14 protein-coding genes are annotated in these 21,684 nt (G+C 42.9%); 5 read left to right on the top strand and 9 right to left on the bottom strand.

What is annotated here, in order from left to right:
• Positions 1 to 445 precede the first annotated feature (445 nt).
• From R7R78_RS04530 to R7R78_RS04545, 4 genes are all read right to left on the bottom strand, one after another.
• Positions 446 to 2,203, bottom strand: coding sequence for a sodium:solute symporter family protein (locus R7R78_RS04530; RefSeq protein WP_225473153.1), 1,758 nt, complete (start codon positions 2,201 to 2,203; stop codon positions 446 to 448).
• A 450-nt stretch (positions 2,204 to 2,653) separates the two neighbouring features.
• Positions 2,654 to 3,277: a bifunctional 4-hydroxy-2-oxoglutarate aldolase/2-dehydro-3-deoxy-phosphogluconate aldolase gene (locus R7R78_RS04535; protein ID WP_005388506.1), complete on the bottom strand. Its 624-nt coding sequence runs from the start codon at positions 3,275 to 3,277 to the stop codon at positions 2,654 to 2,656.
• Between the two features lie 78 nt (positions 3,278 to 3,355).
• Positions 3,356 to 4,288: a sugar kinase gene (locus R7R78_RS04540; RefSeq protein ID WP_167415983.1), complete on the bottom strand. Its 933-nt coding sequence runs from the start codon at positions 4,286 to 4,288 to the stop codon at positions 3,356 to 3,358.
• 34 nt (positions 4,289 to 4,322) lie between these two features.
• Positions 4,323 to 4,658: a cupin domain-containing protein gene (locus R7R78_RS04545; protein WP_005450851.1), complete on the bottom strand. Its 336-nt coding sequence runs from the start codon at positions 4,656 to 4,658 to the stop codon at positions 4,323 to 4,325.
• A 421-nt stretch (positions 4,659 to 5,079) separates the two neighbouring features.
• Between R7R78_RS04545 and R7R78_RS04550 the strand changes: the two genes are divergently transcribed.
• The 3 genes from R7R78_RS04550 to R7R78_RS04560 all read left to right on the top strand — a co-directional run bounded on the left by R7R78_RS04550 (position 5,080) and on the right by R7R78_RS04560 (position 11,487).
• On the top strand, positions 5,080 to 7,245 hold the full coding sequence (locus R7R78_RS04550; RefSeq protein ID WP_225473154.1) for a heparinase II/III family protein: 2,166 nt from the start codon (positions 5,080 to 5,082) through the stop codon (positions 7,243 to 7,245).
• Positions 7,246 to 7,247: 2 nt separating this feature from the next.
• A complete protein-coding gene (locus R7R78_RS04555; RefSeq protein ID WP_225473155.1) occupies positions 7,248 to 9,413 on the top strand; it encodes a heparinase II/III family protein in 2,166 nt (721 codons plus the stop codon).
• Positions 9,414 to 9,735: 322 nt separating this feature from the next.
• Positions 9,736 to 11,487 carry a polysaccharide lyase family 7 protein gene (locus tag R7R78_RS04560; RefSeq protein ID WP_225473156.1) on the top strand — a complete coding sequence of 584 codons (1,752 nt, stop codon included), beginning with the start codon at positions 9,736 to 9,738 and terminating at the stop codon, positions 11,485 to 11,487.
• 469 nt (positions 11,488 to 11,956) lie between these two features.
• Here the strand turns inward: R7R78_RS04560 and R7R78_RS04565 are convergent, their stop codons facing one another.
• Entirely contained in the window at positions 11,957 to 13,522 is a 1,566-nt protein-coding gene (locus R7R78_RS04565) for a polysaccharide lyase family 7 protein (protein ID WP_017634226.1), read from the bottom strand.
• Positions 13,523 to 13,598: 76 nt separating this feature from the next.
• Positions 13,599 to 14,372, bottom strand: a complete 774-nt coding sequence (locus R7R78_RS04570; protein ID WP_225473158.1) for an oligogalacturonate-specific porin KdgM family protein — start codon at positions 14,370 to 14,372, stop codon at positions 13,599 to 13,601.
• Positions 14,373 to 14,942: 570 nt separating this feature from the next.
• Here R7R78_RS04570 and R7R78_RS04575 point away from each other — a divergent pair.
• Positions 14,943 to 16,688: a hypothetical protein gene (locus R7R78_RS04575; RefSeq protein ID WP_033906977.1), complete on the top strand. Its 1,746-nt coding sequence runs from the start codon at positions 14,943 to 14,945 to the stop codon at positions 16,686 to 16,688.
• A 228-nt stretch (positions 16,689 to 16,916) separates the two neighbouring features.
• Here the strand turns inward: R7R78_RS04575 and R7R78_RS04580 are convergent, their stop codons facing one another.
• From R7R78_RS04580 to R7R78_RS04590, 3 genes are all read right to left on the bottom strand, one after another.
• Positions 16,917 to 17,960 carry a polysaccharide lyase family 7 protein gene (locus R7R78_RS04580; protein ID WP_225473160.1) on the bottom strand — a complete coding sequence of 348 codons (1,044 nt, stop codon included), beginning with the start codon at positions 17,958 to 17,960 and terminating at the stop codon, positions 16,917 to 16,919.
• Between the two features lie 197 nt (positions 17,961 to 18,157).
• Positions 18,158 to 19,447: an MATE family efflux transporter gene (locus R7R78_RS04585; protein WP_239933141.1), complete on the bottom strand. Its 1,290-nt coding sequence runs from the start codon at positions 19,445 to 19,447 to the stop codon at positions 18,158 to 18,160.
• A 189-nt stretch (positions 19,448 to 19,636) separates the two neighbouring features.
• Complete coding sequence (locus tag R7R78_RS04590) at positions 19,637 to 20,353, bottom strand: FadR/GntR family transcriptional regulator (protein WP_017634231.1); 717 nt, start codon at positions 20,351 to 20,353, stop codon at positions 19,637 to 19,639.
• A 560-nt stretch (positions 20,354 to 20,913) separates the two neighbouring features.
• On the opposite strand from R7R78_RS04590, the gene R7R78_RS04595 reads away from it, so the two are divergent.
• Positions 20,914 to 21,633, top strand: a complete 720-nt coding sequence (locus R7R78_RS04595; RefSeq protein ID WP_005388529.1) for a FadR/GntR family transcriptional regulator — start codon at positions 20,914 to 20,916, stop codon at positions 21,631 to 21,633.
• Positions 21,634 to 21,684: the final 51 nt, after the last annotated feature.

The following is a 21,684-nucleotide window of genomic DNA, read 5'->3' on the forward strand; positions in this document are numbered from 1 at the left end:
AGCTGGGCTTTTTTGTTTTTCCCAAACGCTCATCACTCCTTGATACCCTAGCCACTCCTTTAAAGTTTTGCAGGGCAGCCTCTTCCAATTCTCTTATATATTTTCCACTCACACTTCAAAACCTCTCTCCTATTTCTGGCGTACGCCTCATTAAAGCTACGTCTGATTTAATGCTTTTTCTTTGCTAAGAAGGCACACATATTTATTTAAATAGACAAAGCATCAGGTTTGGGGTGTAAAGTGTAAACACGGCATGCAAAGAAAGTTAGATTGCTTTTTCGCTTTAGGCTGACGACTCTAATGTGAATATAGTCGCAACTTATTGGGAGTTCCCCAATACAACGAATAACAACAAACGATGCGCCACGCTTTCTCAGTCAGCTTGATCAAAAAATCCCACGGCTTTAACACCGCGGGATTTTTCATTGAGAGTCTTTAACTTTGGTTAGCTTTTCGCGTTAGCTAACTTTGGGCTTTTAGGCCCTCGGGCTGCGTTCACCAATAGAACACCCACCGAGAGAACAATCGCACCACACAAGATAAACAGTAGTCGACCAGATGATTCATTTGGAATTAGAGCCATAGCTAGGATACCGAAGCCCGCTACGCTGATAAGCTTACCAAGCATGCCGCGCTGTTTTGTATCTAGGTTCTGCTGCTCTTCGCTGTCAGCCACAAGTGGCGTATTCCAGTTCTCGAACAATTGGTCCACTTCTTTCTCACGTTCAGGTGATAGACCTTTGTAGAAGCGCGTTGTCAGCAAGAAGAAACCACCGGTGAAGATAACGTGTGCCGCTAAGCTCAAGCCAACTTTCAGATCTGCCCACTCACGTCCTGTAAACGCTTGCTCTAGACCGAATAGGCGCTCTACATCTTCTGCTTGTAGTGAGATACCGAAGATGTAAGAAACAAAGCCACCAACAACCAGTGTTGCCCAACCAGCCCAATCCGGCGTCTTACGAATCCACATACCAAGTAGTACAGGAATCAGCATTGGGAAGCCAATTAATGCACCGACGTTCAGTACGATATCGAACAGGCTCAAGTGACGTAGTGAGTTAATGAATAGACCGATACCAATGATGATGAAGCCCATCACGATAGTCGTTGCTTTACTCACGATAACCAGTTCTTTTTGCGACGCTTGTGGACGCACAATCGGGCTGTAGAAGTTCATCACAAAGATGCCCGCGTTACGGTTAAGACCAGAGTCCATTGAAGACATGGTCGCCGCAAACATTGCTGACATCAGAAGACCCACCATACCTGCTGGCATTACGTTTTGTACGAATGCTAGGTATGCTGCATCACCACCTACTGAGCCGTATTGCTCTGCGAAATCAGGCATAAATGCCGCAACGTACCAAGGTGGTAGGAACCAGATGATAGGACCAACAATCATCAGCACACATGCAAGACCTGCAGCTTTACGTGCGTTTTCACTGTCTTTTGCACATAAGTAGCGGTAAGCGTTGATGCTGTTGTTCATGACACCGAACTGTTTAACAAAGATGAAGACAACCCAAAGGATAAAGATACTGAAGTAGTTCAGGTTGTTACCCAGCATGAAGTCGCCGTGGAAGTTCGACACGATGTTGCCAATACCGCCACCATGGAAGTATGCCGCCACCGCACAAGTGATCGTCACTGCCATGATAACCAGCATCTGCATAAAGTCAGATGCAACAACCGCCCAAGAGCCGCCTGTTACCGCCATTAGCATTAGCACTAAGCCCGTAACGATGATGGTCGCTTCCATAGGAATGTTGAAGACCGCTGCCACGAAAATCGCAAGACCATTCAACCAAATACCGGCCGAGATCAAGCTGTCTGGCATACCAGCCCAAGTGAAGAACTGCTCTGAAGTCTTACCAAAACGTTGACGAATTGCTTCAATCGCCGTCACTACACGTAGTTGGCGGAACTTTGGAGCAAAATAGAGGTAGTTCATAAAGTAGCCAAATGCGTTGGCTAAGAATAGGATTACAACAACGAAACCGTCGTTGAACGCGCGTCCTGCGGCACCTGTAAACGTCCATGCTGAAAATTGCGTCATGAAGGCGGTAGCACCTACCATCCACCATAACATCTTACCGCCCCCTCGGAAGTAGTCACTGGTCGAGGTAGTGAACTTACGGAACATCCAACCAATTGCAACTAAGAAGAAGAAGTAGGCAAGAACAACAAGAGTATCAATAGTCATTTTTTCAGCCTTTCAAGTTTGATCATTTTCTAACGTCTAGACTACTCTCCTCATAACTCTATTTGTACTACAATAAGTTTTAATTGTGATCTAAAGCATAAGTTATTCAACGAAAAAAATACGTCAAACCCCTTACTTTCTTAGACCAATGGCTTTCTAGGAGATAATTGCCATTCAGAACACCTCAATATATTGTAATACAAATTGTCTAATTGAAATTTATTAGAGTATGGAATATTTTTCTTCTTCGCGCTTTGTCTGAAGATCAAAAATGCGCGGCATTTCTTTGAAGGAAACGTAATGAGATGTTTCGAAAAAATTTGATAGAAAGTAGGATTTATATGAATGCGATTCTTAACTCTCGCCTCTTTCAAACTTTCAAACACAAAAAAGCGAGCACTGAGGCTCGCTTTTCATTCTTTCGCTAGTTTTATCGGGGTGTTACGACACTTATGCTACGTGAGCTACTGCGTCGCGAACCAGTGTCCCTAGTTCATCCCACTTACCTTCATCGATAAGTTTTGTTGGAACCATCCAAGTGCCGCCACATGCCAGTACTGAAGGGATAGACAGGTACTCGTCTACGTTACCTAGGCTCACGCCACCTGTTGGCATGAATTTCACTGGGTAAACCGCCGTTAATGCTTTAAGCATACCAACGCCGCCAGATGGCTCAGCAGGGAAGAACTTAAGTGTACGCAGACCCATTTCCATCGCTTGCTCAACAAGGCTTGGGTTGTTTACGCCAGGTACGATAGCCACACCTTTGTCTAGGCAGTATTGAACCGTGCGAGGGTTAAAGCCAGGGCTTACGATAAAGTCCACACCAGCTTCGATCGCTTGGTCAACTTGCTCGTTAGTTAGGATCGTACCTGCACCGATCAGCATTTCTGGGAACTCAGCGCGCATAGCACGAATCGCTTCTGCAGCACACTCTGTGCGGAACGTGATTTCAGCGCAAGGCATACCGTTTTCAACCAAAGTGCGGCCCAGTGGAATCGCATCTTCTGCTTTGTTGATGGCAATAACAGGAATTACTTTTAGGTTTGCTAATTGTTCGTTTAATGTCGTCATAAGAGTGTACTCGTCGTCGTTAACTTGAGTTCAATAAATCACTGCGGAGCGCCGATTACTCAACGCTCCGCAAAAGAATTACAAAGGAAGATCTGGCATCACTTCACGTGGAATGATGGCACCTTTATGTTGAATTACCGCGCCAGCCATACAGTGGCCAGAGTAAGCCGATTCCGCTGCATTGCCGCCAGTCAAACGCTTCGCCAAGAAGCCCGCACTGAAAGAATCACCAGCCGCTGTTGTATCAATCACGTTGTCGACTTTGTTTGGCGCCACGTATTGCGCTTCGCCATTCGCGACAACTAAGCAATCTTTGCTACCACGTTTGATGATGATTTCATCCACGCCCAGTGCAGAGGTTCTCTCGATGCACTGTTCTAAATGCTCATCACCGTAAAGCATTTGCTCATCTTCAAATGTGAGCAGTGCGATATCTGTGTGCTTAAGGATCTTAAGGTACCAAGACATGGCATTCTCGCGGCTTTCCCACAATTTAGGACGGTAGTTGTTATCGAAAATAACCTTACCACCTTGTGCCTTGAAGCGCTCAAGGAAGCCAAACAGTTGCGTCTTACCTTCTTCAGTAAGGATCGCTAATGTAATACCGCTCAAGTAAACCGCATCGTACGAGTAAAGTTTGTCGACTAATTGCGGAGACTCATTTTGCTCGAATAGGAACTTAGCGGCCGCTTCGTTACGCCAGTAGTGGAAGTAACGTTCTCCAGTTTCATCGGTTTCGATGTAGTAAATACCTGGTTGCTTTTCTTTAACGGAAAGAACCAGACTAGTATCGATGCCCTCTTCTTGCCATGCTGATAGCATTTCTTGGCTAAAAGGATCGTTACCCAGAGCCGTTACATAGCTGGTTTTAATATCGTGAGCTTTGGTCAAACGAGATAAATACAGTGCGGTATTCAACGTATCACCACCGAATGACTGCTTTAGCTGACCTTCCTTTTTCTGTAGCTCAACCATACATTCGCCAATGACCGCGATGTTTAATGATTTCATGTTGTCACCTTAGCAACTGAGGTTGCGCTATAGATTATTTTAAGAAGTCTTCACGAGCTGGGTTGAAGATGTCTAGAAGAATGCTGTCTTGCTCTAGTGCAACCGCACCGTGCATCATGTGCTTACGAGCAAAGTATGCGTCGCCTTCTTTAAGTACTTTCTTCTCGCCTTCGATTTCTGCTTCAAAGCTGCCACGTACTACGTAGCCGATTTGATCATGGATTTCGTGAGTATGCGGAGCGCCAATCGCACCTTTGTCGAAACATAGGTGAACCGCCATTAGGTCATCTGTGTAAGCAACAATTTTACGTTTGATACCGCCGCCTAGCTCTTCCCACGGGTTCTCATCTAATACAAAGAAAGAATTCATCGTCATACTCCTAAAAAGTCTCTATTAAAGCGAACCCTACGGCACTTCATTCTTAACCATGCTTTTATTAAAAGGTTCTCTTAAAAAAGCGTCGTATTGATAAAAGTGAAACGCGAAGCGAAAGGGTCTGCTGTCGAATTGGTAACGAGCATATCCGATCTATTTTAATTGTCATACAATATATCTAAAAATATGTGATATTCATCAAACGGTGCTCGTTAAAGCATTCCACTTAACGATTGATAACGCCGAAACATCAGCCACAACAAGGATTACCACAACAATATAAATCAATAAGTTAGCTAAATTCGCGTGATTTCACTCTCCCTTTTTGCCACAAAAACTACACCAAAACTTAATATTGTATTACTTTATAGAGAGTTTAAGAAAACAACACACTTCATCTGAGGGTGGTAAAGAAATGACTACACAACCGATTTTGTTGACTGAAGCAGAAGTCGAACTACTAAGAAAGGAAGTCGGAAAGCCGAGCTTAATGGGCAAATCCATTGAAGCGAATCGCAAGGAACTTGAAGCCTTTATGCGTCTGCCTCTAGACGTACCAGGTCACGGCGAAGCGGGTGGCTACGAGCACAACCGCCACAAACAAAACTATACCTACATGAACTTAGCGGGTCGTTTGTTCTTGATCACTCAAGAAGAAAAGTACGCGCAGTTCGTCAAAGATCTTCTCGCTATTTACGCAGAGAAGTACCTCACTTTTGATTTCCACGTACAGAAAAACACTAACCCAACAGGTCGTCTTTTCCACCAGATCCTTAATGAACACTGTTGGTTAATGTTTACTAGCCTTGCTTACTCTTGCGTGGCATCAGTGATGACAGAAGAAGAGCGCACAGCCGTTGTTAAGCGCATTTTCGAACCAATGCTAGACATGTTCACAGTGAAATACGCGCACGATTTCGACCGCATTCACAACCACGGTATCTGGGCAGTGGCGGCCGTTGGTATTTGTGGCCTAGCCATTGGCAAACCTGAATATCTAGAGATGTCGGTATACGGTCAAGACCGTGATGATACCGGTGGCTTCCTAGCGCAAATCTCGCAACTGTTCGCCCCTTCTGGTTACTACATGGAAGGTCCGTACTACCATCGTTATGCGATTCGTCCAACTTGTGTATTTGCAGAAGTAGTACACCGTCACATGCCTGAAGTAGACATCTACAGCTACAAAGACAAAGTGATTGGCAACACTGTACAAGCGATGCTGGCAACGGCTTACCCGAATGGTGAGTTCCCTGCCCTAAACGACGCATCTCGTACCATGAGCATTACCGACATGGGTGTTCAAGTTGCAGTGAGCGTTTACAGCAAACACTACGGTATGGATGACAACATCCTAGGCATGGCGAAGATTCAAAACGCCGTTTGGATGCACCCATGTGGTCTAGAGCTTTCTCAAGCCTACGATAAAGCCATCGCAGACCGTGAAATCGGCATGCCTTTCTGGCCGAGTGTGGAGCTTAACGAAGGTCCAACTGGTAACAACGGTGCACAAGGCTTTATCCGTATGCAGGATAAAACCGGTGATGTGTCACAGCTTGTGATGAACTACGGTCAACACGGCATGGGACATGGTAACTTCGATACGCTTGGCATTACCTTCTTCAACCGTGGTCAAGAAGTGCTGCGTGAATACGGCTTCTGTCGCTGGGTAAACGTAGAGCCTAAATTTGGCGGTCGTTACCTAGACGAAAACAAATCGTACGCACGTCAAACTATCGCGCACAACGCGGTAACGATTGATGAGCAATGTCAGAATGGTTTCGATGTAGACCGCGCTGATTCAGTGCACGGTTTGCCTCACTTCTTCAAAGTAGAAGGAACTGAAATCAACGGTATGAGTGCGTTTGCTAACGACCACTACCCGAATACAGACATGCAGCGCAGTGTGTTCATGCTTAACCTCGATGAGCTTGAAGCACCGCTACTGCTAGACCTTTACCGCATCGAAGGTGAAGGCGAGCATCAGTACGACTACTCTCATCAATACGATGGTCAAATCGTACGCACTAACTTTGATTACCAAAGCTTTGGTGAACTGAACACGCTTGGCGATGACTTCGGTTACCAACACCTTTGGAAAGTAGCAAGCGGCACAGTGCAAGATACGGCGCTGGTTAGCTGGCTACAAAACAACACCTACTACACTTGGTTAGGCACAAGCAGCAGCGCGAAACAGAACGGCGATAATGAAGTGATCTTCACTCGCACTGGCGCCAATGACCCGAGCTTTAACCTACGTAGCGAACCAGCATTCATTCTGCGCAGCAAGGGCGAATCGACACTATTTGCTTCTGTGCTAGAAACACACGGCTACTTCAACGAAGAGTTTGAACAATCGGTGAATGCGCGTGGTCAGGTGAAAGATATCCGCGTCGTGGGTTACAACGCCGTTGGCAGCATAGTAGAAATCACGACTGAAAAATCACTGGTTACTGTGATGATCAGCAATGTGCTAGGCGCTGACGACCAAACCCCACACCAAGTAGAATTGAACGGTAAAACCTACAGCTGGAATGGCTTCTACTCTCTAGAAGTGAACGCATTCGGGCAGGAGAAATAATAATGAGCTACCAAACCCAGTCTTACCAACCGCTATTAATGAACTTTGAAGAAGCGGCAGAACTAAGCAAAGCACTTGGCACGGATAGCCTATTAGGAAATGCATTAGCACGTGACATCAAACAAACTGACGCTTACATGGCCGAGGTCGGCATTGAAGTTCCAGGTCACGGCGAAGGCGGCGGTTACGAGCACAACCGCCACAAGCAAAACTACATCCACATTGATCTAGCGGGTCGCCTATTCCTTATCACTGGCGAACAGAAGTACCGCGATTACATCGTGGACATGCTAACGGCTTATGCGAAGGTTTACCCGACGCTAGAAAGCAACACCAGCCGTGACTCTAACCCTCCGGGTAAGATCTTCCACCAAACTCTGAACGAGAACATGTGGATGCTATACGCGTCTTGTGCGTACAGCTGCGTTTACCACACGTTGGAAGAAGAGCAAAAAACACTGATTGAAAACGACCTGTTCAAACAAATGATTGAGCTGTTCGTAGTTACTTACGGTCACGACTTCGACATCGTACACAACCACGGTCTGTGGGCAGTAGCAGCAGTAGGTATCTGTGGTTACGCAATTAACGATCAAGATGCAGTAGACAAAGCGCTTTACGGCTTGAAACTGGACAAAGTCAGCGGCGGCTTCCTAGCTCAGTTAGACCAACTGTTCTCGCCAGACGGCTACTACATGGAAGGTCCTTACTACCACCGTTTCTCGCTGCGTCCAATCTACCTATTCGCAGAAGCGATTGAACGTCGTCAGCCAGAGCTTGGTATTTACGAGTTCAACAACTCGGTAATCAAGACCACGTCTTACGCAGTATTTAAGACGGCATTCCCAGATGGTACTTTGCCAGCATTGAACGATTCATCGAAGACGATTTCGATCAACGATGAAGGCGTAATCATGGCTACGTCAGTATGTTTCCACCGTTACGAGCAGTCTGAGACGCTACTTGGCATGGCAGACCACCAACAAGACGTTTGGGTTCATATCTCAGGTAAAACATTGTCTGACGCGGTTACAGCTGCAGATAACATCAAACCGTTCAACTGGGGTAGCCTATTCGTGACTGACGGTCCAGAGGGCGAAAAAGGCGGCGTAAGCATTCTTCGTCACCGTGACGAACAAGATGACGATACGATGGCGCTTATCTGGTTTGGTCAACACGGCAGCGATCACCAGTACCACTCAGCGCTAGACCACGGTCACTACGATGGTCTGCACCTAAGCGTGTTTAACCGCGGTCATGAAGTGCTGCACGATTACGGCTTTGGTCGCTGGGTAAACGTTGAGCCTAAATTTGGCGGCCGTTACATCCCAGAGAACAAGTCTTACTGTAAGCAGACAGTCGCGCACAACACAGTTACGGTTGACCAAAAGACACAAAACAACTTCGACACAGCACTAGCAGAAACCAAATTCGGTTCTAAGCACTTCTTCAAAGCTGATGACGAAAAGCTGCAAGGCATGAGCGGTCGTATTTCTGGTTACTACAACGGTGTAGACATGCAGCGCAGCATCATTCTTGCTGAATTGCCAGAATTCGAAAAACCACTTGTGATTGATGTTTACCGCATCGAAGCAGATCAAGAGCACCAATACGACCTGCCAGTGCACTACTCTGGTCAAATCATCCGTACGGACTTTGAATACGATGTAGAAAGTACGCTGCGTCCAATGGGCGAAGACAACGGTTACCAACATCTATGGAATGTAGGTTCAGGCCAAGTTCAAGGCAGCTCGCTTGTTAGTTGGTTGCACGACAACAGTTACTACTCGCTAATCACAAGCGCAACAAACGGTGGCAAAGTGTTCTTCACTCGCACTGGCGCAAATGATCCAGACTTCAACTTGAAGAGCGAGCCTGCACTGATCCTACGTCAATCTGGTCAGAACCACGTGTTTGCTTCTGTGCTAGAGACACACGGTTACTTCAACGAGTCTATCGAAGCATCGGTTGGCGCTCGTGGCCTAGTAGAGTCAGTAACCGTCATTGGCAACAACGAAGTGGGTACCGTGATTCGTCTGCAAACTACCACAGGCAACGCTTACCACTTCGCTATCTGCAATCTAGACGAAGACAAGCAAAACGCGGCACATCGCGTTGAGTTCGACGGTGTGACTTACACTTGGGAAGGCGCATTCGCACAAATTTAATCTTTAGCTAGTCACTAAAAATTAATGTAAAAATCGGGAACTAATTCAAAGCCGGACGTCATGTTCGGCTTTTTTTGATTGTTTACATGACTCTACATGAGCTTATCAATTAGCGTTTAATCATAGTAAAACCGTTAATAACTCTTAGGAAAAACAGACATAACTTAACCTTACGCCTTATCAAAGACACCACTTATAGATATAGAACTCTTCTGAGATTTAATTAACACTTTTACTATTTAACTTATGACTAAACTACTCCCCAATAACACTAAAATGATATTGTATTACAAATATTAAATGGTGTAAGAGACGTACTACTGTGTTTATAAAATCAACTAAATTGCTTCTAATAAGCTTCTCTGGGCTTGGATTAATAGGGTGTGGAGGAAATACCTCCCCTACAAGCCAAGATGATAAACCAAATATTCCACACCAAGAGCATGTAGCACCATACTCAATAGCAAAATTTCAAAACATATTGAGTAATTCAGATTTACAAGTATCAGATCCCAATGGGGAGGAGGGAAACAAAAACAGTGACGTCAAAAATGGAGCATTCTCGGATTATAAGAGTGACCACTTTTACGCAGAAAAGGATTCCAATTACCTTGTCTTTAAAATGTCGAACTACAAAATGCGCTCAGAAGTTCGTGAGCGAGAAAACTTTAACATTTCAGAACAAGGCGTCTTTAGAACTTTGTATGCAGATGTTCGATTACCAGAGATTAACCTTGCAATGGCTAGCTCCCCTGCAAACCACGATGAAGTCACTTTCCTGCAAATTCATAACAAAGGCACAGATACTTCTGGTATAGGTGCTATCCCACACCCTTTGTTACGGATCGTTTGGGAACAAGAACGAAACAGTATCACTGGTCATTACTGGGCGGTAGTAAAGAACAATGCCATAGATTGCAGTCTACCTTCTAGCGCATCAGATTGTTATGCAACATCATATGATCGTTATGATTTAGGAAAAGCCGATCTCAACGCATTCACGCGATTCGAAGTAAAAATCGGAGAAAACACATTAACCATTAAAGTGAACGATGAGCAAAAGGTAAATGTAGATGTATCCTACTGGCAGCACCTCCTGAGCTACTTTAAAGCCGGAGTTTACAACCAGTTTGAAAACGGTGAAGCAAAGGTACAATTTAAGCAGCTAGGACTAACCAAAACTGACCATACTGATTCAATAGCCTGGAATATTGACGATTGGAAATTAACCATTCCTGCAAGCAAAAATGATTGGTATGGTTTTGGCGGTGACAGCGCGGCTGAATTAGAGCCTGAGCGTTGTAATTCAAGTAAAGATCCTCTGTCTAACGAAGAGAGCGTTTACCAACGCGATATTGATTTATCATACTTCAATGTTATTGACGGTAGCATGCATTTCCGTGCCGATATGGGTTACGGCACGTCAACGGCCAACTCCAGTTACATCCGTTCAGAGTTGCGAGAGCTCTACATCAGTACTAACTCCCCGGATTGCAGCACCAGCGATGAAGAGACAAGTTGGTATATTGAAGATAGTCGTACCGGTGCAACTTCGCATACGCTAAACGCAACACTAAGAATCAACGAATACCCTAAAATCGACGGTCAATTACCAAAAGTCGTGGTAGGCCAGATACATGGTTGGAAAATCAGCCAAGCACTCGTGAAGCTACTTTGGGAAGGTGACAATAAGCCAGTCCGAGTTATTCTGAACGATAACTACAAACTTGATAACAACAAAGACTGTACTGATTGCAACGCATTCAGTGTTAAGCTTGGTACCTACGCGGTAAACGAAGACTGGCAATATACGATCCGTGCCGATAAGGAAGGACTGTTTTTAGCCACCTACGATGCAGATGGCAGTAATATGGTCTCGCACACACTGAAGTGGGGAGAAGCATACTCAGACACCGCTAACAACAAGTCCTATACTCTTACTGAAAGATGGGCGTCGCCTGATATTGCGTTTTACTTCAAAGCCGGAATTTACCCTCAGTTTAAACCTGATAATGCATATCGAGGAGAAATCTTTGATGTGAGCTTTAGTGCTTTGAGCACTCTTCATCAATAGTCATTTCAATCTCTTAGCAATAGGCTTGCTACTATGCTCTAAAGCAACGAACAAAGCTCATACTGCCGCCACGGGAAATTTATTTTCTCGTGGCCTCTTCTTTTAGAACACCACAATTCAACTCGCTTCACGCATAGTGTTTCCTTCTACGATAAATATATAAATCAACCTCCACTTAGGCAGCTTAAAAACAGCTTCTATAGTTTCATGAGATACTTATCTACCCTAACGCAGAGTTATTTTAAATTTAACCAATTAAACTACTCTAATATACATTCGCACTTAAAAATAAACATTGTCAGAAGATAAAAGCAATCAATAATTATTACCTATCTATAGTGATAAATTTTTAAATTAATTTATCTATGTCAATTAAAATAATATTTGAGCTGTTTTATTCTTCTATAGAAAAAAGCCCTCAGCTACAAAGCTGAGGGCAAAGGACTTCAATCAACTATAAGTGATAGAACTAGCCTTGGTACTTACCAAAAGATTGTTTTAATTTATAGAAAGTAGCTTGTGCGTAATCATCTGGATTACCGTACATATTCTGGTTATAGACACCGGCTTTAAAGTACATATATCTGCCACCTTCGTCATAGCCACTGTCACTCATATCGACGACTTGAACAACATCATCTTTACCATCACGTTTTACCGTAACTGTCATTGTGTTGCCTTTCACATCAATGATGTAGCTGAATTTTTCACCTAGCGCGATGCCATCGTCACCGATTTCACCAGTCATATCACCCACTAAGCTGTAGTAATCCTCTGTTCCAGTTTTGGTTTTTTCGTGAGCAAAGTAAACTGTACCTGTTGGTTGGTCTGGTAGCTTACGATAATAAAGACGAATTGGCTCATCATCTTTGTCATGAATCTGGCCGATAATAAAGCGGCCAACTTCATGCGACTGACCAGTTGTGGTTGCGTGGTCAATCTTCAGAGTCGCTTCAAGCGTACCGTCTACACCACCCGCTTCTTTTTGATCTTCAACTGGTGCAGAACTGAATACCCAGTTATTAGGATTTACACCTTTTGTGCTGTAAGACTTATCACCAGCACGAAGCATGGTACGTAACTCAGTTCGCGCGTATTTAGTGTTTTCAGAAGTTCGAGCGCCTTTCACATAGCTCTTGAATACCATTCCGCCATCATCTGCTGTGTAGAATATATCAGAGTGTTGGAAGCCGTTAGCCAAGTCCCACTCATCAATATCATCAGCACGACCATCTTTGTCATGGTCGAAAGGTGTCGTCAGTTTCCAACGTGTTAAGTCAAAGTTTTCACCCGGTGCATTTGTAGCGAGTGGCTCTTTCGGTAACGTAGGGTAAGGCATCGCTTTAGAAAGATCACACGTCACAGTCGTTTCACAAGGACGGACGATTGGTGCTCCAAAGTCGCCTTTACGATTCTTTTTGAGTAAATCCTTTTGTGCCTTTTGCTCCGCTTTCATTTGCGCAATCATAGCCGCTTCAGCGTTAACGACGTCATCAGTAATGATGTGACTTGCCGGACAGGCATTAATTCCGCAATTAACTGCAGCTAACTCAGTAACTGAGTTCCATTGGTTTTTGCTATTACCGTGGCCAACGTAACGAACATAGCGTGCTTTTACTGCAGGCTCAAACTGGAAGCGCTCTAAGCCAAGTGCACGACCAGAGCTTTGCGCACCCTCAATAACCGTCACCCAGTTTTCACCATCAGTACTAAACTGAACATCAAATTTGCTGACGCGTTCGTTACCTTTGCTGAACGAGGCTTGAATTGCGTCGAACTCATAAACCGAGCCGTAATCCAACATCGCCCACTCACCATCACCATTTGCTGACCAACGTGTCATAATATCTTGGTCAAACAACTGCTCTGGAACATTACCATCATGACTACTCGCCGTTATCGTAACGGGAGTCAGAATATCAGCACCAGTTTCTTGGTTGTTTGGAAATGGATCTACCATGGTCGTCGTACTATTACAGCCCACAGCAAGTAAAATAGAAGAAGCTAACAAGCTTTTGAAGAAAATATGCTTCATGTAATCTAACACCTACAATATAAAAATGAATTAACAGCTCTTTTGCTGTAACAACAATTAGGCAATAACACTCGGGTTAAAAGCTGTATTTAAGGCCAAGGCGTGTTCTCAATTGGCGGTCATCCGTGGTTGAACCATCCTTACCTTTGACATTCCACAATTCAAAGTAAGGACGGAAATCTCCCATTTGGTAACCAACAATTAAGCCAGCATCCCACTCAGAATCTTTCCAATCAGATAAACGCACTTCGTCATAGTTTTTGTTGTAGTTGATCTCATAGCTCAGCTTGACGTTATCAAGGTACTCGTTATCAAACTGACGCATATCGTAAGAGCCTGTCAGTGTCCACTTACCTTGTTCAACTGTTTTTCCAGCAACGCTTACCGAAGTACCATCCGTTAGTGTTTTGTTACCTGCACCATCTGAATAAACTTGAAATTCGTGTCGGTAACGTAAAGCGGTACTTAAGCCAAAAGAGGATTTGTAACCAACACGAACTTGTGGTTTATAAGTGGTTTTTTCGTCATCATCGCCAAAAGTAATAGGCATCCCTGGTTGGATAAACCATTGTTTATTTATTTGGTAGCGAACTCCCCAATCAAACTCAGAATCACCAGCAACGAGTTGATCCCAAAAATGCGAGTTGTCGTAACTATGGAATTTTTGTTCAACACCAAAGTTCAGTTTGGTCTGATCGTTAATTTTAGAACTACCACTAATTTTGATACGTTGGGCATAAGTTTCACTCTCATGCTTATATTCTGCGCGATAGTCTAAAGTTGCTGCGGAAACCGCTCCCGCCATTAATGTGGAAGCAACTAATAGGGACATTGTTGTAACTGCTTTCATGATTATATCTCTCTGTATATATTTTTTGGGATACCACTTAAATCCCTGGATTTGATTCAACACTATTGAATTAATGTATGACAAATACTAGTTAATTCATCATGAGAGTTCTGTGATATTAATCATGTAAGTGCCCCTCAACTAACAATTTGTATTATTATATATTCAAAAGTGTTAGCTATGTCTGATTCTAAAACGACCTTTGTAGACATCACTTACAGAGAAATGTTTTAACTCGTTTCATATGATAAAGAAGAAGATTTAAAAAATATAAATCACAACAATTTCAATAACTTAAAACAAAAATCTTGACATGAAATCAAAATCCCCTTGCTAAATCACCTTTAGTTTTTGCTGTTCCTCTATAAAGAAAGCTGTCAACCTCATAAAGGTTCAGCTCTTATTGATGTTGATATTCAACTATTTTGTGTGACTTATTCATCACTTCAGTGAGCAATCATTGTATCTAGTGTGAGTCGGATCATTCTATTGATAAAACCATCTAGATGACAGAAATTATTTGTCTAACAATATTACATAAATAAAAACACATAGAAGTGAGTACCTACCATGCAAGTAACAAAAATTGCAGCAGCAATTGCTATTTCCACAGGTTTGTTAACCGGATGTAACACTGATTTAAGGGATGCACCATCGGCTCCCCCACCAACAGAAACTGAGTCTGAGTTGAGCCAAGGTATGTGGGATATTTCAACACCAGCCACTGTGGCGAAATCCGATGATGAGCACGACCTGCCAAACGTCTATGTCTTTGAAGACGGTACGCAAAAGTATTATAACGATGATGATAACTTCGGTACTTACACAATCTACACTTCAACTTATACCGAAGATAAAGATACAGAGACGCTTACATTCAACCTTTATGACGAGAGCGATCTAGGTAACCCTACCGAGTTAACAGGGACTTATGAAGTTTCAAACGGCATGTTAACCATCTCAGGGACAAATGACGGAAACTTCACCGGTAACGATGAATCAGAAAACGATGCGGTGAAAGATGCAGTTGCAGCGGCAAATAATGACGCTGGCGATAACAACGTCGTACAAATTTTGGATACCAATAAAGGTGGAACAGAAGAAGACACCGGTGAGTTACGAATCAAGCTGTCTGATTCAACGAGTGTTTCAGAAATTTCAACAGGCCGACTAACTGTAGATCTAACTTACCAGCATCATGAAGAAACAGAACAGGAAGCCGACGGTTCTGGTGACAATGCTTACATCTCATTTTATGCAGCAAAAACCTCGAATTCCAACTTGCATGGCGAAGTGGCATTTGAAAACGGCAAAATCAAATACCGCGATGCAAGTGGAAACTTGACGGAAACAGGCGACACGTTTGAGTTAGGTGAAAACCTCGCGATAGAAGTCAGTTGGATAGAAAACTTCTTCTCTTTTTCGGTTAACGGTAAACAAATAGGTGAAATGTTACCTGTCGCTGATGGTACCGCTGTAACTTATGTATCACTGAGACTAGGTGATAATGGCAACACTACAAACTTTGAATTAAATGCAGACAACTTGAAGATTTACTCTAGTGATTCGGGCTCTGAAGTGTTGGTTCTAGAAGAGGATTTTGACAACTACATTCCAGGCTTAGACCTCGCGACAATTTACAACAGTGCATCAAGCGAAGCGGTTGTCATTTCAGACGGAAGTTCTAATCCTGATAAACCGTCAGAAGACGTGAGTGAAAACTTTGACTCATACCCAGTAGGAACAAATATCAGTTCAGCAAACTCTAGTTGGAAAGAATACAATACGGTTGCTGATGACTCCTCCACCTTGACGTCCGTGGCTGTAGTAAGTGATGACGTATCAAAGAGCGGCGCTAACTCTCTGCTAATATCCGACACAGATACGACCAACAAACCATACGTTACGCGCGAGTTTTCAAACGGAGCAACATCAAACGGTAGCGTGTCATTCGATGTTTACATTCCGTCAGACAACGAAAAAACTACATACATTAATGTTGGCTCAGGTAAAAACAACTCAGATCGTTACTACGAATTGAGAATTTCGGGCAGTGGTAAAGTTGAAGCAGAAGCAGGATCAGATGACGTAGAAATAGGCACTATTACGACTGACGCTTGGAACTCAATGTCCCTAGCTTGGGATGGTGATGAGATTAACGTTTCTATTAATGGAAAAACGGTTGATGCGCCAAGTCAGTCCGAAACAGGCTTAGACGCAACGAATACACCATCACAACTGACTATTTATGTAGGGGACACAAGTGGTGCTTCAACAAAAGCATATTTCGATAACATCGATTCAAAGCAACTCTAGTGTTATTTTGTAGCACTTGATACTAGGCCAGGCTTTCGAGCCTGGCTTTATTTTTTTACCTCTTCAGAAGAACAAAATTCAACACAATACTCTAAATTCAAGCCAGTCCCAGTGATTGCTTGCTCTATCTTGTTTCTTACCTTTTAAAGAATTCCACTGAAAACAAAAGCCTCATCAAATCGATGAGGCTTAAGTAGAAATCGAGTAGCTCTTAGCTTTCTATTAGTTTCAATTTTGATTTAGCTTGAGCTTAGAAAATGTCACGCTGTTATAGTCACCGTTTTTCTTGTCGACTGAAAAATCACCGGTGCCCGCACATCCTGTACCCCACACAGGGTGAGACCCACTGACGCTACATTGACCATAAGCTCCTGCTTTAAAATAGAACATGTCTTCTGCGTAGCCATGCTCAAAGTCCTTACTATCAATCCCCTTACTGAGATCTATGGAATAAGTCACTGTCTCGTGGCGTTCTGTTTCAAACGTCAAGTTCATCATAGTTCCTTGAACTTCTATCTTGTAGCTGAACTCTTCACCAAGAGCGATACCTGCTTGGCCTGGTTCTTCAAGGTTATCCCAAGTATTTCCCCATACTGGATATGCAATATCAATACGATTTGGATCTTCCTTCGCTAGGTTACGCTCGTAGTTCCAAAATACAGAGCCCATTTTGTGTTCTGGGAATTTTTTATAGAAGATTTTAATGGGTTCATTTCCATGTCCATAACCTTTACCCTCTTTTATTCTTGCATCAATTTTTTTCGCGTGGATTTGACCGACAACAACAGAATGAGCAGGCCCTTTTTCTGGAAATTTGGCGTGTTCAGAAACATGGTTCACTTTCAAGGTCGCTTCCAACGTTCCACCTACGCGACTGTGTTTAGCAGCCTGAGGGTGGCTCGATAAAGCCCAATGGTTTGCTAAATCATCGGTTTGAATAGAAAAGTCAGCGCCACGAGGCATTTCACGTAGTTCAGAGCGTGCATTCTTCGAGTTTTTTGTCGTTACCGCTTTATTCTGCACTTCAAATACCAAGTTGCCTTCTTCGTTCAAGAAGAAGAAGTCTTTGTGTGAATAACTCAGCATCGCCACACCCTCGATTTCGTCCACTTTTCCGTCTTCATTGATATCGGAAGGAATAGTGATCTTCCAGTTTCGCATATCAAATTTATCGGCAGGGACTGGATAATCAACGCCATTATTTAAATCAGAAGCGATAGCAAGAGTTGGTAAGGTAACAGCCATTGCGGCTACGAGTAGATTGAGTTTCATGTTCAAATCTTATTATATGTAATATTGTCATACATATAATAAGGTTTGCAAAGGAATGATTCGAGGAAAGAAGTTATGATGTGCTCTATTGATCACAATTTATAAACTCGATAAACCCCAAAATGATAAGCTAGACATACTCCTCTTTAGTCCATAGCATCTACGAATCTTTTCGACCTAATCCAAAAGTCATAGGATCAATCGTACATTAGCTTGTCTGCCTTATTAATATCGAAATCTTTCAGAGATTTACGTGCTAAATGCCTAAATGGCCATACCTTAACAACTTCTTCAAACGGCATGATTGCAAACACCCAAAATACTGAAAGATCCAAGTATAAAATCATCAAAGCACATAACGGTATTGAGATTACCCACTGACCGGTAAAGTTAATCTTAAACACCTCCGTTGTTTTACCTAACGCTCTCAAAATATGACCATGAACGGTGTTATAGCCACGTACTATCGGTAGCAGTATGTAAAGTGGAGCAATCGCGGATAACGCTTTGTAAGTACTCGGGTCTAAGTCGGGATACAAATCAGGAAGCACGAAACTAAGTGCAAAAAAGAAAAATGCTGAAACGAACGAGATCATCACGGCCATATCAATACTAATATCGACATTGTTACGCAGCTCATCCATTTTTCTTGATCCAATTGCTTGGCTAATCGTGATTGCCGATGAATGCGCCCAAGCAGTAATGAACTGAGTACCCGCTTTGATCCAAGGCATCACGATAGTCATAGCGACATAAGCATTTAAGGTCAGTTGCGAGTACAGCAACATGTATATCGTTGCGCCAGTTTGTAACATTGTGACGTTCGCCGCGACGGGGAAAATCTCTTTAAAATGCTTATGTATATTGCTTTTCAATGACGCATCAAGCTTCTTAATAGACAAGATGATAGAATCATCAAGCTTAATGCACATGGTTAAATATAACAGCCGAATACTAATAGCAACCAAACTACCCGCCGCGGCGCCTTGAACGCCAATACCTTCAAAATTAGTCAGGCCGTGAATCAGAACATAAGACATCGCCACGTTGACTGGCAATTCAATCAAATAGCCTTTAAATGGAACTTTGGTCCGTCCAAGCGCATTGAACACCGCAATCATAACCTGAGTAATGGCATTGAATATGAGGATGAACTTAGCAATTGCAAGGTAGCATTTTGTCTCCGCATAGAGATCAACGTTATCCGTCAACTTACTGATTAACGCTTCATCAAAGACAGTAATCAACAGCCAGAATAAGGATGCGACTAGAACGTTGATAACTAAAGCTGCCCAGAAACCTTTATTTAACGATAGATAATGACCAGAGCCTACGGCACGGCTAAGTACCAATTGAGACCCATTTGCTAGAGCCATTTGGATACCTAAAACAAAAGAAACTATTGTTGTAGCAATCCCCATAGCAGCAAGTGAAACTTCACCTAATGGCGTAACAAGCAGCGTATCAATCATAAGCATTGATTGCATCAACAAAGCATTAAGAGCAAGCGGCCAAGCAAGAGATAAGTTTTTCTTTATATATGGTTGGGAAAACATTAGTAAACCTTTGTAATGAGGTTAAACGTTTAAACTAAAGAGCTCTGTCATTAGGCAAAGTTCATGACAAAAAGAAACGACAGAAAACTCTTTTTAGTCAATAAAAATGTACGCAAGCTCTTAACTATTCACGGCGTCGGAAAGCCTCTGATTCTCATCATTTAACAGCGTTTGAGAGGCTAAACGAGCTTGAAATGAGTTTCCGACCATAATTGCATCATAAATTGCACGGTGCTCATTAAGGCAGAACCTCCCTCCTTCAACTGACTTGTCAATAAACACCTTAAATATGGTCGAGAGTATATTGCTGAAGGGAACGTAGAATTGATTATCGGTACAAAGGAATATCGTTTGATGAAACAAATGATCGTTAGCAATCCACTCATCATAATCGTGACATCGTGCTGCCATCGTCATTCTTTGAAATACAATTGACAACAGCTTTCTTTGCTCAGCATTGGCATTTTGGGCTGCCAGCGCACACGCCTCTGGTTCTATGGCTTTACGCAATCCTAAAAACTGAGATAAAAACGGCTTAGTATCTTCTAAATCTTGGATCCACTCTAAGAGTTGAGGGTCAAGAAAATGCCAATAGTTTCTTGGTAGTACCGTAGTTCCAACTTTTGGTTTAGAGATAATTAAGCCTTTAGCAGACAGCAACTTCGTCGACTCTCGTAGTGCTGTCCGACTAACACCAAACAACTTACACAGTTCTATTTCACTCGGGAGCTTCTCATTTTGACTTAATTCTCCTGACAATATTTTGCGAGAAATCTGTCTTGCTACTTGTACATGTATCTTGTGATTTGAATTCCCGAGAAGTGAAAACTCTGCCATCTATATTCCTCATTGCCAGCAGCCTAAACGACTTGTTTAGCTAATAATTAGAAAAGGCCAAATGAAACACGCTTTGAAGGCGGAGACTTTCTGTGTAAATGTAAAGCACTGTTATTTAGCGTCTAAAATCTAACGATCTTATGAATATGATTTTTACTCGCGAGGTATATTGGCCAAACTCAATATTGAATGGTCGAGTAGTAACATCATGCACACCGATCTTTAGTATATAATAATACAATATCACTTTATTTAACAAGAAACCTGATCTTCTATTCAAATTGTGTGCTGTGTATTGAAAATCAGTGAGTACAATAAGTAGGCGCGACTAGAGTTAACTAACATATTGAGCTAACAAATAAATAAGGAATGATGTAAGAATCGGTGGCCTCATCTGTTATACGCTAAGTATCATAATCATGAAGGCTTCATAAAGCAGTCGGAGATTCAAAATGGATTTGTGAAGACAGCTGTTATTACGTAAACATCTTCTTGGTGAGCTACACTTTGGATGATATAGTCCAAGCTTAAATAATACAATTTTAACGATAAGTGATTTTATGTCTGGTGAATTTCATTCTATCTCCGGTTCCAAGCGCAGCTTACATGTACAAGTAGCTCGCGAAATTGCTCGTAGCATTTTGTCAGGCAAGATCCCTCAAGGGTCCATTCTTCCAGGAGAAATGTCCCTGTGTGAACAGTTTGGTATCAGTCGCACAGCTTTGCGTGAAGCCGTAAAACTTTTAACATCAAAAGGTTTACTCGAGTCACGTCCAAAAGTTGGTACTCGAGTCATCAACCGAGCGTACTGGAACTTTTTAGACCCACAATTAATTGAATGGATGGACGGTCTAACAGAGATAGATCAGTTCTGTCATCAATTTTTGGGGTTACGACGCGCGATAGAGCCTGAAGCTTGTGCACTCGCAGCGAAAAATGCCACTGCGGAACAGCGAATTCAGCTATCAGAAGCATTCCAAGATATGTTGGAAGTCGCTAAAGCAGACGAACTGGACAAAGCGCGCTGGATGGATGTAGATATTCGTTTCCATAGCATTATTTTTAACTCAACCGGAAACGACTTTTTCTTACCGTTTGGGCATGTTCTGACTACAATGTTCATTAACTTTATTGCTCACTCATCTGAGGAAGGCAATACGTGCATCGAAGAACATCGTGAGATTTATGAAGCAATAATGGCAGGCAATGCTGAAAAAGCACGTCAAGCTTCGGCTAACCACTTGTTGGAGTCAAAACATCGCTTACCCGAAGCCAGTTAAGCTTAGGGCTTGGGCGATCTAATAACTAGGCAAAAGCACGCATCTCGCGTG

This window comes from Vibrio sp. 2134-1, assembly GCF_033339495.1.

What these genes read in the sequence shown, in the direction of transcription:
- R7R78_RS04530 (WP_225473153.1), bottom strand. Translation starts at nt 2,203, where the DNA reads ATGACTATTGATACTCTTGTTGTTCTTGCCTACTTCTTCTTCTTAGTT.
- R7R78_RS04535 (WP_005388506.1), bottom strand. Translation starts at nt 3,277, where the DNA reads ATGACGACATTAAACGAACAATTAGCAAACCTAAAAGTAATTCCTGTT.
- R7R78_RS04540 (WP_167415983.1), bottom strand. Translation starts at nt 4,288, where the DNA reads ATGAAATCATTAAACATCGCGGTCATTGGCGAATGTATGGTTGAGCTA.
- R7R78_RS04545 (WP_005450851.1), bottom strand. Translation starts at nt 4,658, where the DNA reads ATGAATTCTTTCTTTGTATTAGATGAGAACCCGTGGGAAGAGCTAGGC.
- R7R78_RS04550 (WP_225473154.1), top strand. Translation starts at nt 5,080, where the DNA reads ATGACTACACAACCGATTTTGTTGACTGAAGCAGAAGTCGAACTACTA.
- R7R78_RS04555 (WP_225473155.1), top strand. Translation starts at nt 7,248, where the DNA reads ATGAGCTACCAAACCCAGTCTTACCAACCGCTATTAATGAACTTTGAA.
- R7R78_RS04565 (WP_017634226.1), bottom strand. Translation starts at nt 13,522, where the DNA reads ATGAAGCATATTTTCTTCAAAAGCTTGTTAGCTTCTTCTATTTTACTT.
- R7R78_RS04570 (WP_225473158.1), bottom strand. Translation starts at nt 14,372, where the DNA reads ATGAAAGCAGTTACAACAATGTCCCTATTAGTTGCTTCCACATTAATG.
- R7R78_RS04575 (WP_033906977.1), top strand. Translation starts at nt 14,943, where the DNA reads ATGCAAGTAACAAAAATTGCAGCAGCAATTGCTATTTCCACAGGTTTG.
- R7R78_RS04580 (WP_225473160.1), bottom strand. Translation starts at nt 17,960, where the DNA reads ATGAAACTCAATCTACTCGTAGCCGCAATGGCTGTTACCTTACCAACT.
- R7R78_RS04585 (WP_239933141.1), bottom strand. Translation starts at nt 19,447, where the DNA reads ATGCAATCAATGCTTATGATTGATACGCTGCTTGTTACGCCATTAGGT.
- R7R78_RS04590 (WP_017634231.1), bottom strand. Translation starts at nt 20,353, where the DNA reads ATGGCAGAGTTTTCACTTCTCGGGAATTCAAATCACAAGATACATGTA.
- R7R78_RS04595 (WP_005388529.1), top strand. Translation starts at nt 20,914, where the DNA reads ATGTCTGGTGAATTTCATTCTATCTCCGGTTCCAAGCGCAGCTTACAT.